Raw genomic sequence first — 15,736 nt, forward strand, 5'->3', positions numbered from 1 at the left:
GTCACCTCCTTAACCGTCATGCATCATGCTGGCACGAGCGCGCGCACGTTTATCCCGCTCGTATTTTTCGAGCGCATCCTGTAACTGGCGGTCAAGCTGTATCCCCGGCGCAGTACCACCCGTCAGGCTGATGTGATATTCGTTTTTACTCTGGTCCACATAAGAGCGGCCAGCCGGTGCCGTGACCGGCTGATAAGCCTGATAGCCTGCATAAGAGCTGGTCGCCGGAATATAACCACCGGTGCCATACGTGGCGGCATGAGTTCTGGCGGCGGTCTGGTCAAGTGTGTCTGACTCTTTGTTGATGACCCCGAGCTTTTCCAGTACCCAGTCAATACCGCTGCGCAGTTTGTTGAACGCATTAAGCGGCAGCATTAGCGCGTCAGCCAGTGCCTGCCCGAACATGACGCCCGTGTCACGGCAACGATTCAGGGTGTCCTGGGTGGCTTTAACCGGGGCAATCAGGTTTTTAAACCACTGCCACGCGGCCTGTAATTTTTCGCCCAGCCAGTCAAACACCGGTTTCAGTGGCGTGAACAGCTCCCCCACCGGCGCAAATGCCGCTTTCAGCCCTTCAACCACACCGCCAAAGAATGCGCTGACAGGCTCCCAGTATTTACGGATAAGCAACGCCCCGGCGACAATAGCGGCCACCACAGCCACAACCGGCCAGCTAATCGCCCCGATGGCGGTCATAACAGCACTGCCAACCGTCGTGAAGATTGCCCCCATTGCGCCTGCTGCCGCGATGATGGCATTAATGCCGGTGATAACCGGCCAGGCTACAAGACCAATTGCACCGATGATGCCAGTAAGCGCCAGCGCGCCACCGGCAATGAGGCCAATGGTTGACGCCAGTGATTTGTTTTTCTGTATCCAGCCATCGAGTTTTAACACATACTTTGTGGCCGTCTGCGTGAGCTTACGCAGCGAGCCTTCCTGCTGGTCAAACAGGTCAGTCCCCACCGCCTCATAAGCGGACTGAAACTCTTTAAAGTCACCGCCGAGATTGTCCTGCATGATATTTACCAGCTCGGCGGTCTTCCCGTCTGAGGCTTTAAACGCAGCGGTCAGTTTGTCCAGCTTTCCAGTTGAGGCGGCAGTCATCAGCACGGCGGCGGCTGAGCTGGCCTCCTCCCCGAAAATAGTTTTCATGTATTCAGCCTGCTGGGCAGTACCGAGCCGGTTTTTCTCAAAACTGGCCTGCATTTCTTTCAGAATGGTAAATACTGGTCGAGTATTCCCTTTACTGTCTGAGGTTTTCACGCCAAGCTCTTTGAGTGCATCCCATGCTTTTCCCGTTGGTGCCTGCAGGCGACTTAACACGGCACGGCTTCCCGTCCCCGCCATTGAGCCTGTAATTTTTGCATCATGCAGCGCCCCGACCATTGCGGCGGTTTCTTCAATGCTGACACCAGCATTTTTTGCCACAGGTGCGGCATAGGTCAGCGCATCGCTCATGCCATCAAAATCGGCGGCGGTTTTGTTCATCGTCATGGAGAGAACATCCCCGATATGAGCGACCTTATCGTTTGAAAGCTGAAAGGCGGATTTCATCCCCATCAGCAGGGCGGCGTTTTCTTCCATCGTGCGACGGTTCGCCAGCGCCATATTCAGCGTGACCGGCGTTGCCGCCTGAATGGCATCAACATCCCCACCGGCTTTCGCAATAATAATCTGCGCACCGGCTGCATCATCTGCCGAGGCTGCGGTATTGTCGCCGAGCTGGCGCGCCTGCTTGCGTAGTGCAGCCATTTCGGCGGAGTCTTTTGCCACACCGAGCACAGCCTGCAATTCTGAGTTTTTCTGCGCAAACTCATAACCGGGCATCAGCAACTTAACTCCGGCCATCGTTCCCGCAGCAGCAATCCCCACACCGGCAGCGCCCACTGAGGCCATATTTCCGGCCAGTTCCTTTCCGGCCTGATAACGCTGTTTTACTGCGTTAAGTTTTGCCTGTTGTGCACTGACACGCGCCAGCGCGTCACGCTGACGGTTAAGCTGTGCGGTGGTTTCACTGATACGGTTTTTCAGTCCCTGCTCATCATGTGCAAGATTGCGGGTATTAATTCCCACAGCGGCCAGTTCCCGCTGCTGGCGTTTAATGGAATCTGTCAGGCGGTTATATTTCGCCTGTAAGTCCTCCGCCGCACGCTTTGCGGATTCCAGCACTTTCGCCTGAGCACGGGTCGGACGTTCAGTGTTTTTAAACTGTGTGGCAAGGGCTTCGGCTTCCTGCCGTGCCTTTTCAAGTGCATGACCAGTCACGGCAAGCTGTGCGCTGGTCTTGCGAAATCCCTCAATACGGGATGCGTGACCGTTCAGCTCGCGCAGTGATTTTTGTGTTTCCCGGATATCCCCCGACAGCGACTTACTCGCTGTGCGGATGGATTTAAACGGGCGGGATGCCTGGTCAACAGCCCTGAGCAATACCTGTAATTTTACATTGTTACTCATTCGTGTTTCCGCTTCGCCGGAGCGCCTTTTCGCGCCATGTGATGAGTTCGGTCAGGCTCATGGGATACAGTTCTGATGGCGGCCAGTGAAATATCACTGCCACATCCGCCATCAGGTCATCGACCGACAGATTTTTCGGGAACGTTACTGCACCGAGTTCGGCGACAAAAAACCGACCACCTTACCGGCCAGCGCCACAAGGTCAGGCAGTTCCAGCGCGGCGACTTCCTGCTCGGTCAGCATCGGTGCCGTTATGCGCGGCAGCACCTTAATCAGTGCATCGACTTCTGAGTTTGCGACCGCAGCCAGACTGACACCGCGCAGCGTCCCCGCACTGGGTTTCATCAGCGTGACCTGTTCGATAACCTGCTCACCACGCTTGACCGGATTGTCCAGGGTAATGACATTTTCTTTGTTCATGGTTTTCTCACTTCTGAATCAGGGTTAACCGGTCAGCCAGGCTGACCGGATGAAAATCACAGGCCGATATTTCGGCGGTGTTGCTCCAGCCGGTCGACGCCGTTCACCTTCTCAATCATGTTGATGGTGTCGATTTCGACCAGCTCCTTACCGTCCATCGTCAGCCGGAAATAGGTGCAGACCACGGAGATTTTCGACTCGGTGTCTTCTCCCTGTTTACCCTCGCCGGTGTCGATTTCTTTCTGACGTCCACGCATGACCACTTCGACGGCCACCGTTTCGCCGGTATCGTCGCGCTGGTAAGAGCCTGCAAAACGAATCGGCACGGCATCCACACCGGTTGCGGCGTAAAGCTCCCAGATAACCGAATCCGGGAAGCCCCCGAGCGACCACTCCATTGACAGCGCATCGTCATCAAGGCCGAGGTCTACCGGTGCGCTGCCGTTCATCCCCGCACCGCGATAGTTTTCGAGCTTACGGGTCAGTTTTGGCAGCGTGACGGACTTTGCAACGCCCTGATAGCTGTAGCCGTTCAGAAAGACGTTCATTAACTTGAGTTTGCGCGGCATTGCCATCGGTCATGCTCCTTAATTGCTGTTAACCGAGGTGACCAGATTTGCCAGGTATTTATCAGTAATACGCTGGCGCAGGGTCAGGTTTTCAAGAGGAGGCACCGGGGTATAGTCGTAGTCGATATACAGTTTTCCGGCCTTGAGGGTTTCCGCATCGTTGGATTCTTCACTGAACCAGCAGGTCGCATCCACGATATAGCCGTTTGTTTTCAGCTCACGGAATTTGGCATTGATGCCGTCAACGATGTCGCGAATCAGCGTTGCGGTGATGGGCTTGTCCACCGCCCACATGTGCGCCTCAGCCATCGTGTCGGCCAGCACCTGCGCGGTGCGGGTGTAGTTTTCAAAGAGGAACAGCGGGTCATCAGAGCAGGTACGGTTACCCCAGAACCGGAAACCGTCACGGCGAATCAGCGTTGTGACGCCTGACTCGTTAAGCAGGTCAGCATCGGTGCCGGACTCCTGCAAATCCCAGAATACAGATGCGCTGATGCCGGTAACACCGTTCACCCCGACATTGGACAGCGTTTTATGCCAGCCCTGCTCCTGGTCGATTTTAGCGCGCAGACCCAGCGCACGGGCGGTGGCATACGCGGTGGCGGTGGTACTGGTGACCGTATCCCATGCGAGGAAATCCGGCCAGATGACCATCAGCTCACGCTGGCTGAAATTCTGGCGGTAGGCTTTCACCTCGGAAATGGTCTTACAGCCCCATGCGCTGATATATCCGAAAGCGCGCAGCTTCTGACAGACTGATGCCAGTGCAACAGCCACCTCTTTGGTATCCAGCCCCGGCACACCAAGAATACGCGGTTTAACACCGGTTACCGACTCTGCCGCCAGCAGGGCTTTCAGTCCGGTATACTGACCATTTTCGTCGGTGGTGCCGATGATATTGGAAACGGTCTGCGCGAGCTTCGTTTCTTCGTCATCGCCGGTGCCGTCTTCCACGCGCACGACAACGGTGACCGGTTTTGACTGGTCAGCGATGGCCTGCAACGATGCCGCCAGCGTGCCTTTTTTACCGGCCTTTGCAATTGCACTCTGCACATTGGTAATCAGCACCGGTTTATTGAGGGGGAAGGTTTCCGCATCCGCATCGCTGGCCGTGCAGACCATGCCGACAATGGCAGTGGATACGGTGGAAATGACGCGGGTGCCGTCGTTAATCTCCAGCACCTGCACGCCGTGATGATAGTCACTCATCCGTTTAACTCCGTGGTTAATGGGTGAGTGGTATTTTCAGTTGTACCCGAGATGTCAGACTATTTGTCCCGGTTGGCTAATCGACAGCACAACCACCGGTAAAGAAAAGGCGGGCAATTCGCTCGCCTGTCCTGATTTGTACTCACTTATTTCCCGACTGACAATTTACATAGCCAAAACGCTATCAAATCTGACAGTCTGCTTTGAGCGAGAAGCAGGCCTTACACTGTAATCAGCATAGAATAGGATGCAGAATCGCTAAACAAATAGATGTCTGTCAGAGTAGTGGCTTTTAGTGGAAATCTATAGTTGCTATAGCTCAGATAATTAAGTGCCGTCTCTGTCCGCAACTCTAGTCAGAGTTTATTGCACAGGGGAAATAAATAAGTGCATGTGAATCATTGTCACGAAACAGTAAATATTCGTCATGGGTCATCATATCACTATTTATATGTGTCAGAGTTGATACCCACCACTGAAATCACTTTCCAAACTTATTAAATTGTTCAGCAATGAAATCAATATACTCATTACCTTGGCCGTTATGCCTGAATTTTTGCTGCCCTTCGAAATCTAAATTAGGTGAAAAATGAATTATTTGGTTATCTTCATACAGTTTTAAAGGAGAATAAAATGACAATGATTTATCATTCAATAATTGACGCACTCCTGTTATAGCACTACCAATCAAAATATCACATAATTGAACTGCCGGGCTTAGTTTTGAATCAACTTGGTGAACATGCTCAAGCTTTAATGGGAATTTAATACTGGCGATTTCAGACATCTTAAACTCGGCTGGCGTCTGACATTTGATAAGCATCGAAAGATATTCATTGTATTGTAAAAGATTTTTAGAACGATCATGCTCAATGCTATACGGTCCCTCTGACATTAATTCAGTGCGTGATATTAGTGCTTGAAGAATAACAAATGCTGCATCAGTAGAAATTTTTGGATTAGTTATTGCCGTAATACAATCTGGATGCTCTAAAGCTAGTGGCCCCAGCACTTCCGGTAATAGACGCCAATTCACGGCCCTAACGTTCGCAATAAGGTTATTTACTGCTGTGTGCGTTTTCTCATGCATCGCATTTTGAAAAGATATTAGGATATTATCAAAATCTCTACCAAAGTAGCTTTGGCAGACATAGTAAGCCATTGATGCCATAGAAACGTTTCCACCATTTTCGTATAGATTTATCCCATGGTCATAGTAAAAAGGCTCTACCGCATACTCAATAAACATTTGAATTAGAATCAAACGTTTATCGGCAACACAAGTAACACATGGAAAATTGGCAAGTAGTTCCTGTTGCAAAGTAAAAATTGGTTTTTGATAACTATCTCGCTTTTTAAGAGAGCTAAATTTCAATTCAGGGGCTTTGTGTTTAGGAAAATGTTGTCTGATAAGATGAAGAGCATCGTCATGACTAATCTTTACAGCGCTGGCCCCTTGCCAAGGTTGTGACTTTTGAAGAAGATCTCGCCCAGTGTAACCAGACTCATCAATTGAAAATATACTCATTTATTCTGTGTCCATAGCTGTTGTTTCACCCAAAATACCTTTTTGGATAGTATTGCGCTATAGCCTTTAACCCTATTAATTGAGATCCATCGATGCAAGCAACGTCCGCTCATGGCACAGAGCGGACGATATCACTGAGCTGAAGGTCCGCTGAGAGCGAGGAGCGGACGTAGGGAATTGGTCCTTTCCCCCAACGATAACGTGTGTTAATCAGCCGAGAGTGGGTTATGAAACGCGGTGAATAGTTATGTTCCCAGTATCGCCATATTCCAGCCACTTTCAACGCATGCTTTTTGCGGTCTTATCTTGCTCCCAATGTGTGACACCTTCGACCCCACGCGTCGAGTCAGATGTAAGCATCAATGGCTGTCTAAGGAAGAGCCCCATCAAATCCGGGACACGGGCAAAGTCTTGAACAGTCTCAGCCCACTCATAGTTGTCCTCTAATGGGTAATAATTAACGGCATGCAGGAAAGCACCCAACACGGTTGTTTTAGAGGCATCGTAGGCCGAGATATGCTCCATGTTTTTATCCCTACGTAGTTCTTCAATATCTATGCCTTCGCAAGTCTCATACCAAATATGCACCACGCCAGCACGATCAGGGGGAATCTGCATGACTCCATCATTGAGCAAGCTCTTGAAATGCTTGGATCTGAGGCCAAGAGAAATCTCATGATCGCAGCACCACTGAGCTCCAACGCACTTTGCAACATCCTCTACAAAAATGTTGAGAATATCGTTATTGGTGCCAGGACGAATAACTCTCTGAGCGATAGTCGAGATACTTCGTTTCTCATTGCTATCTAGATCCCCAAATACCAGCAATTCATGCTGTGGGCTATTGGCTCTGACTGAAAATTTTCTGTAGTGACGTCTGAGACCTAATTTGTCGATGGCTCGTATTCCCACACTGATTGAACCTTCATTAGCTTTTCCCGTCCCCCCTTTAATGGCTAGATTCACCGCTTTAATAACGTCTGCCGGAGTCACACTGGCGACCTGCTCATGGAAAATTATATCGACAATGTTCCATGGTGCGACTTTGAGCATATGTTGGCTCAATTGATGCCAGATGTTGGCCCAGGCTTGCTCTTCTGTCTTTGAGTACTTGGTTTGCTTATCCGACCTTTTGCACTCGACGTAGAACTCCAGATCACCTAACTTGACGAGCATATCCGGTGATTTTTTGGTCTTTCCATCGGGCCAAACAATGCTGCTTTCTGGGATGAAGGCAACCTCATAGCCGTTCTTTAGGTAGAACGATGCCGTCAGCAGCTCAAAAATTTGAGTTTCTGGTTTATTGTTATTTGCTAGCATTTTGTCCAGAACATCATCGACGTATGGGACTTTGCGAAGCTGGTCTGCAACAGCTCCGATGGCCATAGCATAGGGGTAGATACGTCTGCTGCTGTAAGTAGCATCACTATATGGAAAATCATGAGACAGATACGACGCCAGAATGTACCAGTCGATGTCATCTTCTGCTGGTATGAAGAGCTGGGGCTCTATCGGCAGATTGATGTTAAACTTAGCCTCCTTCTCTCTTATGCGCTTGAAATATGCAGCTTTGCGAGCAGCCCAGGCCTCAGTTCCAAGCCTATCCACAAGCAACTGATAAAAAGCTTTTGTTCTTAAACGCTCAACACTACTGACACTATCCATTGCGGTCTCTCTTGGTTGTTGTATAGAGTCTTTAGCGATATATGTGATTTCAACTTATTGGAGGTATTATCCTTCAGAAATCAAAGTTTGCTACCACAAAGAAATAGAAACTCTTTATTGCATCCTGTGTAAGTATCTATCCAAGCGGACCATTAGTTTTTTTAGATATCTGACGTCCCGCAACGTCCGCTTCTGGCACATAGCGGACTGTCAGATTAGGCTTTACTCTGTGCCATAGATATGTAAGCTCACACCAGAGATCATACAACTTATTACGGCATTTCCGGCCATTCGGGATTTGCAGGATCCACACGACTGACCAGAACGCTGTAGCGTTCCCATGCTTCCAGTCGGCCGCGTTCCTCATCTGTTGCCATATTCAGCCTGACAGCGCGTTCCAGTGGCTGAATGATAGTTTCAGCTTCGGAAAGCAAAGCTGCCTTCTGTAATTCCGCCAGTTGCTCCTGTTCATCTGCCGTATAAATCCGCTTAATCACAGCACCATCCTTAAACATCCATTTACCTGAGTCATCAGCACGTCGGTTGGAGGTAATATCAGGAACCTCGACAACGCTGAAACCTTCAGGGTTAAGCGTTGAAGCATCTCTGGTGATGGCGACAATAATATTATTCTCGTCGTAAACAATTTTTATTGTGTCTGGCTGAAAATTACTTACTTCCTCATACCAGTTTTTTCCGTCTTCGGACCATAACCAGATAACATCAAAATTCTTTGTTAGCTGATATTGTTCTTTTGTTTTTGGATTACCTGACTTAATGTTTTCTAAATGCTGCATAATTTACACCTGCGCAACGTTATACCATGTGCCATTGATGTATTTTTGTATTGGTCTGAATACTGCTGGGTCATCACCATCGACTTCACCGACAATACCAAGCCCCGTGATTACATGGCCTGATTTTTCATACATCACGCCTTTTTGCATGGTCTGAACAACACGTGTGCCAAGTCTGACATCTCTCACATAGCGGGAATCAAAGTTACCGTAATCCGAGGGATTAACACTCCCCGTAATATTTATGGTTTTATTACTTTGAATACTTCCCGAGACAAAGCGCATAACATGGACGCTATTAGCATAAACATCCAGATTACCATCACCATTTTGTTTAAAGCCCGTGTCATTATCACCCAAAACAATCGAATTACCGCCAAGAGCACTGGATGTTCCTATACCCAGAGCACCATTCAATTGACCACCAGATAACGGCAGGGCACCGACATCTCCCGCTGTAGGTTTTCGCGTTGTGGTATAAAACTCAGACCAGTCAGCCTCGAATCCGTAACCGTCACGAGCAGAACGATAAAAAATACCGCCGTTCTTATAATTAACGCGGAACTGGGCGGCGGGACAACTTCCTTCACCGATATTAAAATGAAGAATTAACGTTGATGCACCACCAATAGTTGCGTTATAGGCTCCGCTACTCCAGTTCCATCCAACGGCTTTATCATTCGCAACGGTGTCTCCTGTTTTTCCTGAAGCAAATGCACCAATATTTTTCGGCGTCAGGTTAATATCTGATGTTCCATCAAACGAAACGTTATTAATTTTACGGGCTGTTTTCAGCTTTGTTGCTGTCGCCGCATTGCCGGACAGTTCACCAGAAAGGCCAGCACTGAATGTCTGTTTCGCGCCCCATGTATGGGCTTCGTCAATGATTGGTACTCGTCTTGTTGTGATCGTGCGGCTTCCCGGATTTCCTGAAATACGCACCATAAAAAAGCGGTAGTTGGCTTTACTTACAGTGCTGCGCCATACATGCATTGAGCGCCCCGAACCAGAATCATCACTCGGACCGACTGAGATGTTTATCAGGTTGCCATCAATGACGCCCCAGTCCATACCGTCGGGAATATTGGTCATGTTATCCAGCCGAACGGTTATCAGACTGCCCGGCACAAAATTGTATGTCTGCCAGTCCAGGCTGGTGAGTTTTGCCACTGCGCCACCGATACCCAACTCTAACGGCAAAGAGTTTGAGTTATAAATCTGTCGCCACTCCCCCCACGCGTTAAATGAGCCACCAAGAAACACTCGCTCATATAAACGGTCTTTTGTAGCTGCGCTGGTTCCTGTGGTCGTGTAACGTTGCAAAACATAGACACCATCCTTGCGCCTGATGACTTCCAGAAAACCAGACTGCCCCTGGATTGGGGTGTGGGTCGCTTTGCCTGTCACACTGTAAATACCCGGAGACATCAAATCATCCAGGTCATCCTCATAGAAGGTACTACTGGTCTGATAACCAATTTGGATCCAGTCTTCCCACTGTGGATTTTCTGCATCCCATTTGGCTGTCAGGCCGCGAATATACATAGTCCCGTTACGGGTTGTATAACGCTGCGTGCGTCCATATAGCCCACCTTCGAAAATTTCCAGAATGCCCTGCGCGTCTCCTCCCTGCTCAGGGTAATGTCGTTCAAAAGAAGCTATTGCTGAACTGCTGTTTCTCCATAGACCTAAATGTTCTGCGCCACCGAGAGAGTTAAGGTCAATGGTCGTACTTAGAGCACGCGTTACAGCCTGAACATGGCGCCATGCTCCCCATGGTCCATCATTACCATTCCATGTTCCAATGAGTTTGCGGGTATACAAATTTCCGTCACGTGTGGTATAGCGTTGCGTGCCTGCAAAATTGCCGCCAGCAAAAACCTCAAGCACACCGACAGCATTATCTTCCGGGAAGTTTTTCTCCAGTGTTGCGTTGGTGGATGTTGCTTTAGACCAGATACCTGAATAAGCCTTAACAGGACCAAACGTATTCAGATCAGCATTAAGCGGCATTTCGCCATTGTTTTTCATAAACGTCAGGCTGGTAACGCCAACATTGTCCAGAAAAGCGCCCTTATCTGGAATATCGCCACCGTTCTGGTCTTTCTGCAGACGTTTCTCAGCATTGTCATAGGCTGCTTTTACTGCCTTTGGCGTTGCCGCCAGCTTTTCACTGGTGCTGTTTGTTGCACTGCTTAACTGAGTAAAACCTTTTTCTGTCAGCGTGGCGTCAGGATGGCGGCGGGACTGCTCATGCTCTGCGATTTTGTCATCGACGTAATCCTGCGTCGCCATCACTGTGCTGGCATCAATAGTCAGCTCAACAGACGCCACGTTACTGATAATAATAACCATGCGGCAGGTCTGCGCACGTCCGGAGCCTTCAGCCAGTTCTGGTTTATAGCTTTCTGCCATGTTGGATACCGCAATCAGTGTTCCGGCATCGTCATACAGACCAAGCTCACGCATCCAGAAGCCGCCCACTTCGGGCGGTACAACCAGTTCAGCCACGATATAGTTTTTATTCTTATTATCCACGCTGACTTTATTCAGAGCGTGACGCCAGACCTCATGCACCAGTTTCGTCTGACCGGCATCCGGCACCGGCAATTTGCCATTACCGTCACCCACGGCCATTGCAGACAGGTTTACTTTTTTCCCGCCGGGGACAGTGGCGGCAGCCAGCTTTGCGGCTCCGGCAGTAGTGATAACGGTTTTAAATTTCGTGCTCATTGTTTCTCACTTATCCGGGATAAACAGTAATAACATCACCATCACAGACCACACCGCCTGTATACAGATAGCCGGGAATGTCCTGGATAATGTTCAGACCGATAAGGTGGCGACTTGCGGGTTTGGCATCGGCAATCAGCCGTTCCATTTCCTGATACATTGCCTCTGTGATACCGCTTTCCAGTACACCAATATCAAGCCGGAAGGTGCCGGGCGGGTCACTGTTTTCCCACCACTCCGTCACGTTGATGAGATAGCCGAGCGGCTCCACCACACGCCGGATTGCACCTATCGTGCCCTTATGACAGTGGATGAAATACGCATCGCGGATAACGGCGCGTTTTGTCGCTTCCGGCCACTTTTCATCCCACCTGTCGACCGAAAACGCCCACGCCAGCCACGGCAGCAGATTTGCCGGGCAGGTGTCCGGGTTCCACAGCTCACGAATACTGACCGGCGTTTTTTCAATTTCCGCACAGGCTTTTGCGGCGGCGACCTCAAGCGGTGATGAGCCGGTCGGCAGCAGTCGCGAATCACTCATCCGAGCCTCCGGTCACGACGCGGTATTCGGTACAGAAAGACGCCTGCGTACTGTTGAGCACGATGTCGGCCAGTGGTGCAGCCAGTTCGACACGCTGCACACCTTCCACATGCAAAGCGGCATAAATGGCAGACAGACGGATGTCGCGCCCCAGCCGGTGCTGTGCCGTGATATACGCTTCCAGCTTTTTCACAGCGGCAGCGCGGATGGGTTCGCTTTCGGGACCAGGGTAAAGGTAAAGCGTGGCGTTTATCTGGTATTCAACGATGGCGGCAGACTGCACGGTCACGCGGTCGGCCACCGGCCTGACGTCCTCGCCATTAAGGGCGTTACGCACCACAGCCAGCAGGTCTTCGGATGCGACGCCGTTATTTTCACGTGACAGCACAGAGATGGTGACACAGGCAGGAGACGGGCTGGTGACAGAGATATCCGCGACACGCCCGTCGGCACTGCGACCATGATACTGATAGGCACCCACCGACCCGGCGACGCTTAAACCTTCAAACGCCTGCTGAATACGCAGCCGGTAATCGGTGTCAGACTCCATCACTGCCGGTGTCGGCGGGATAGTCGAATCATCTGCCGGGGTGATAATCAGGCGCGTGGTGTTGTAATTGGCACCAATCACATCAAGGTCATTACCGGCAGCACAGGCCAGCATCACCGCCCGTGCGGCCTCATTCACACGCTGACGCCAGATAAGCTCACGATAAGCATTTTCCTCCAGCAGTTTGACGAGAGGCTCCGATTCCAGCGTCAGGGTACGGGCGACCGCCTCCTGCTGGTCTTCCGGGTAAAGGGAAATCAGTGTCGCCTTGCGTTCGGCGAGAATGGTTTCAAAGTCCAGCTCCTCGACCACATCCGGTGCGGGTAGCTGGTTCAGGTCGATAATCGGCATGGTTTCAACTCACAGGGATGGTTAACGAAAGTGGCTGGCCGGTGTCGTTGTGCTGGCCGGTTAACGTGACCGTCATTCGCCCGTCAAAACTGCGCGCCGTGGTGACGGATGACAGGGTGACGCGGGGTTCCCATTTCAGCACTGCCATGTAACAGGCGACTTTAATCTGCAACTCAAGCGCCGGGGTCTGCGGCTGGTCAATCATTGATGCCAGCAACGAGCCGTAATCACGACGCATCACCCGTGAGTCGACCGGTGTGCGCAGGATATCGCCGATACTCTGGCTGATATGCTCAAGGTCAGTGACCGTCAGGCCATTACTGCGATTCATTCCGAGATAACGCGCTGTCATTTTGTCCCCTGTGTCCAGTTGTCTCCTGACTTAACACCACCGTGACCGTGGTCATCCACCTGAACGCCGTTAGAAGTGAATTTCCCGTCGGTATGCTCGATGTTGCCGTGCATCTTCCCGCCCTTCTGCACTTCCAGCGTGCCGGTAGTCAGCTTGTTGGTGCAGACCACCTCCGGTGTGTCCAGAGTGACGCGGGTTGACGCTTTCACCATGGCCACCGGCACCGTGGCGGTAACAGAATCAGAAGCCGTCACGCTGGCCGTTTTAATTCCGCTTACCGTGAGTGCACTGGTTTCGGGTTCATATTCAATCACCGCCCCGTCAGGGAAACGGATATGCAGGGCATCCGCCGACGCAGACGGCGCGGGGTTATCGCCGGAATAAATCCCCGGCAGAACGAACGCCGTGTCGAGTTCACCGCCCACGGCCAGAATCAGCACCTGCTCCCCCACGGAAGGTGCCCACCATGTGCGCGAACGCCCGGCGCGATGGGTCAGCCACTGAAGCCAGTCAGTGCACATGCCACCAGTCTGCACTCGGCAGCGACCGGCGTTAAGGTCGGTTTCGACGACAAGGCCGGTGCGGATCATGTTGCGCAGTGCGCGCGCGATTTCCTGAATATTTGCGAGAGTGTTCATAACGGGAAGGATGCCGCCGGGTCATACCGGCGGCAATGTGACGATGAGGTGTCGGGAATGGCACAACTAACGGTCGAGGTGAGCCAGGATAATCTCTTCAATCATCTGTACATCCTCACCGGTGAAGCCGAGCAGAGGGCGCGCCGGATAATCAATTTTCTTACCGTCTTTCCGGTTTTCTTCCGACAGACCGAACTGATGCACACTGGCGATTTTCGGTGACTTCCCGCCGTAAAACTCCATTGATGCCTGCTCCGGGCTGGCGCGGATATGCAAAAAACGACTGGTGATAAGTTTCGCAAACATTTTTCGCTTAACACGACCGGTCTTTTTTCTGGCGCTCTGCTGCTGGCGTGGCACGTAGGGTGTGCCGTCCGGGGCTTTCTGTGCCATCACCCGACGCTGCTGACTCTGCCGCAGGCGCTTCGCCAGTTCGGCACTCAGTCGCCGACGCCCTGACGGTGACAGCGATTCAGTCAGTCCGGTCAGCCGGTCTTCAAAACGCTTAAACTCATTCATCCCACTTGCTCACCAGTTCGCCATTGATATAAAGCTCCATCGGGCGGTTGACCGGCTCCGGCGGCGGGGGTTCCGGGATATTCTTCACATGCAGTGCGCCGTCCACCTCACTGACCAGCGTGCGCTCGGTCAGCATCAGGCTGATACTGATATCAAAGCTGCTGTCATTGTTGATGTCTGCATAAAACGTGAAGCCCTTTTTCTGGCCTTCGTCGGTGGTCATGATGTCGGGCTGATTTTCCCGCAGCCACGCCAGCACCGGCACGATGAGCAGGTCAAAATCACCGGTAAAGTCGGTCACAATGACATTGAGCGTGTAACGTTTTTCGAATGACAGCGACGTCGCCAGCGTGGAGGCAATACTCCCGTTATCCACGAATATCCGCAGCATCTCGGGACTGGTTTTCAGCACCGTGACGGCATCAGTCAGCGCCCTGCGCAGGCTGTCGGGTTTGAGCATCGTTTTCATCCTGACAGTGTTTAATCATTTTTACCTGGCTGGCACAGCGTGCCAGCGCGTTCTCAAGCTGCCGGATATCGGCACTTAAATCGCCGTTCGTCTGCGGGTCACTGCCCGGCATCGGGCAAAGGCTCACTTTCGGGCAGGCGTTGTGGACAATCACTGGCGTCTGCGCAGGCCGGGCGCTGGTGCAACCGGCGCACAGCATCAGGCAGGTCAGCGCCGTACCAGCGGCGGAAATCTTCGTTTTCATTGAGTAATCTCGTGATGGTTTTCTCGCGCTGAGCTTCACGCTTCGCGGCGTTTTCCAGTTCCTGACGCAGTGCCACCTGCGCCAGCTCGTTTTTGTCTGCCCTGGTGAGCGCAACATGAAGCTGATTTTTCAGCATGGTGATGGTCGCCTGCTGCTCGCTGGCTACGTTGTTTGCCCTGTCCAGTGAGGTGCGCAGGCTGGCGTTTTTATGCTTCGCCAGAAACAGACCCGCCACCGCCAGCGATAACAACACGACCAGCACAATCATCAGCTTTGACATGGTTCCCGCCCCTCAAAACGCTGACGGCAGGCCGTACGTATCAGCCGGAAGAACAGCGACGCCACGAGATAAATCAGCGCGGTAAAAATCCACCCGGCAGCGACCAGCGAGATAAACGTCGCCACCATCACCACCAGAGCCGCCGCCCGTCTGCGCCACGGCACCGGCTGCAAAAACAGCGACGTGACAATCTTCACGGCCAGCGATTCCGGTGGCAGCTCCCGCCCGTAGCGTTCCAGTACATACTCCGTGGCATACACACCGACACCACCGGCAACCACACAGATAACCGTCGCCAGAATCGCCCAGGTGGCGACAAAACTGACGGCCACGCTCTGCGGGTAAATCAGGGACAGTGCCAGCATCAGCGCCAGCGACACGTTCAGCATCAGTGAAAGGGATAATTTCTTCATG

Annotated in this window: 18 protein-coding genes; all 18 read right to left on the reverse strand. The window is 51.7% G+C overall.

The annotated features are described in order from the left end of the window. Positions 1 to 9: 9 nt before the first annotated feature. Complete coding sequence (locus C4F37_RS15500; RefSeq protein WP_001774112.1) at positions 10 to 2,457, reverse strand: phage tail tape measure protein; 2,448 nt, start codon at positions 2,455 to 2,457, stop codon at positions 10 to 12. After that, positions 2,450 to 2,569 carry a GpE family phage tail protein gene (locus tag C4F37_RS15505; RefSeq protein WP_000785970.1) on the reverse strand — a complete coding sequence of 40 codons (120 nt, stop codon included), beginning with the start codon at positions 2,567 to 2,569 and terminating at the stop codon, positions 2,450 to 2,452. The genes C4F37_RS15500 and C4F37_RS15505 overlap by 8 nt, the downstream gene beginning before the upstream one ends. A 32-nt stretch (positions 2,570 to 2,601) precedes the next feature. Continuing rightward, positions 2,602 to 2,877: a phage tail assembly protein gene (locus C4F37_RS15510; RefSeq protein WP_001774111.1), complete on the reverse strand. Its 276-nt coding sequence runs from the start codon at positions 2,875 to 2,877 to the stop codon at positions 2,602 to 2,604. 56 nt (positions 2,878 to 2,933) lie between these two features. Then, positions 2,934 to 3,452 (reverse strand): phage major tail tube protein, encoded by a 519-nt coding sequence (locus C4F37_RS15515; protein WP_001251408.1) that lies wholly within the window; start codon positions 3,450 to 3,452, stop codon positions 2,934 to 2,936. A 12-nt stretch (positions 3,453 to 3,464) separates the two neighbouring features. Further along, entirely contained in the window at positions 3,465 to 4,655 is a 1,191-nt protein-coding gene (locus C4F37_RS15520; RefSeq protein WP_001286716.1) for a phage tail sheath protein, read from the reverse strand. A 481-nt stretch (positions 4,656 to 5,136) separates the two neighbouring features. Further along, the gene (locus C4F37_RS15525; RefSeq protein ID WP_001774110.1) at positions 5,137 to 6,183 is read right to left on the reverse strand and encodes a DUF3800 domain-containing protein; all 1,047 of its coding nucleotides are present in this window, start codon (positions 6,181 to 6,183) and stop codon (positions 5,137 to 5,139) included. Positions 6,184 to 6,462: 279 nt separating this feature from the next. Next, entirely contained in the window at positions 6,463 to 7,848 is a 1,386-nt protein-coding gene (locus C4F37_RS15530; RefSeq protein WP_001774109.1) for a hypothetical protein, read from the reverse strand. 272 nt (positions 7,849 to 8,120) lie between these two features. Then, complete coding sequence (locus C4F37_RS15535; protein WP_001774108.1) at positions 8,121 to 8,645, reverse strand: tail fiber assembly protein; 525 nt, start codon at positions 8,643 to 8,645, stop codon at positions 8,121 to 8,123. A gap of 3 nt (positions 8,646 to 8,648) precedes the next feature. Then, positions 8,649 to 11,378, reverse strand: coding sequence for a phage tail-collar fiber domain-containing protein (locus C4F37_RS15540; RefSeq protein ID WP_001774107.1), 2,730 nt, complete (start codon positions 11,376 to 11,378; stop codon positions 8,649 to 8,651). A 10-nt stretch (positions 11,379 to 11,388) separates the two neighbouring features. Next, entirely contained in the window at positions 11,389 to 11,919 is a 531-nt protein-coding gene (locus C4F37_RS15545) for a phage tail protein I (RefSeq protein WP_001774106.1), read from the reverse strand. Beyond that, a complete protein-coding gene (locus tag C4F37_RS15550) occupies positions 11,912 to 12,820 on the reverse strand; it encodes a baseplate assembly protein (RefSeq protein WP_001121474.1) in 909 nt (302 codons plus the stop codon). The genes C4F37_RS15545 and C4F37_RS15550 overlap by 8 nt, the downstream gene beginning before the upstream one ends. Positions 12,821 to 12,824: 4 nt before the next feature. Continuing rightward, a complete protein-coding gene (locus C4F37_RS15555; RefSeq protein ID WP_001774105.1) occupies positions 12,825 to 13,172 on the reverse strand; it encodes a GPW/gp25 family protein in 348 nt (115 codons plus the stop codon). After that, a complete protein-coding gene (locus C4F37_RS15560) occupies positions 13,169 to 13,810 on the reverse strand; it encodes a phage baseplate assembly protein V (RefSeq protein ID WP_001774104.1) in 642 nt (213 codons plus the stop codon). The genes C4F37_RS15555 and C4F37_RS15560 overlap by 4 nt, the downstream gene beginning before the upstream one ends. Positions 13,811 to 13,876: 66 nt before the next feature. Continuing rightward, on the reverse strand, positions 13,877 to 14,329 hold the full coding sequence (locus C4F37_RS15565; protein ID WP_001774103.1) for a phage virion morphogenesis protein: 453 nt from the start codon (positions 14,327 to 14,329) through the stop codon (positions 13,877 to 13,879). Continuing rightward, a complete protein-coding gene (locus C4F37_RS15570; protein WP_001774102.1) occupies positions 14,322 to 14,789 on the reverse strand; it encodes a phage tail protein in 468 nt (155 codons plus the stop codon). The genes C4F37_RS15565 and C4F37_RS15570 overlap by 8 nt, the downstream gene beginning before the upstream one ends. After that, complete coding sequence (gene lysC / locus C4F37_RS27870; RefSeq protein ID WP_231530567.1) at positions 14,752 to 14,997, reverse strand: Rz1-like lysis system protein LysC; 246 nt, start codon at positions 14,995 to 14,997, stop codon at positions 14,752 to 14,754. Before lysC ends, C4F37_RS15570 begins: the two co-directional genes overlap by 38 nt. Continuing rightward, a complete protein-coding gene (lysB, locus tag C4F37_RS15580; RefSeq protein ID WP_001774101.1) occupies positions 14,897 to 15,322 on the reverse strand; it encodes an Rz-like lysis system protein LysB in 426 nt (141 codons plus the stop codon). Before lysB ends, lysC begins: the two co-directional genes overlap by 101 nt. Next, positions 15,310 to 15,735: a DNZ54_00345 family protein gene (locus C4F37_RS15585; protein WP_000736609.1), complete on the reverse strand. Its 426-nt coding sequence runs from the start codon at positions 15,733 to 15,735 to the stop codon at positions 15,310 to 15,312. The genes lysB and C4F37_RS15585 overlap by 13 nt, the downstream gene beginning before the upstream one ends. Position 15,736 lies beyond the last annotated feature (1 nt).

Origin of the sequence: Escherichia sp. R1, from assembly GCF_003000935.1 — a bacterium.
In the GTDB taxonomy this organism is placed as follows: Bacteria; Pseudomonadota; Gammaproteobacteria; order Enterobacterales; family Enterobacteriaceae; genus Escherichia; species Escherichia coli.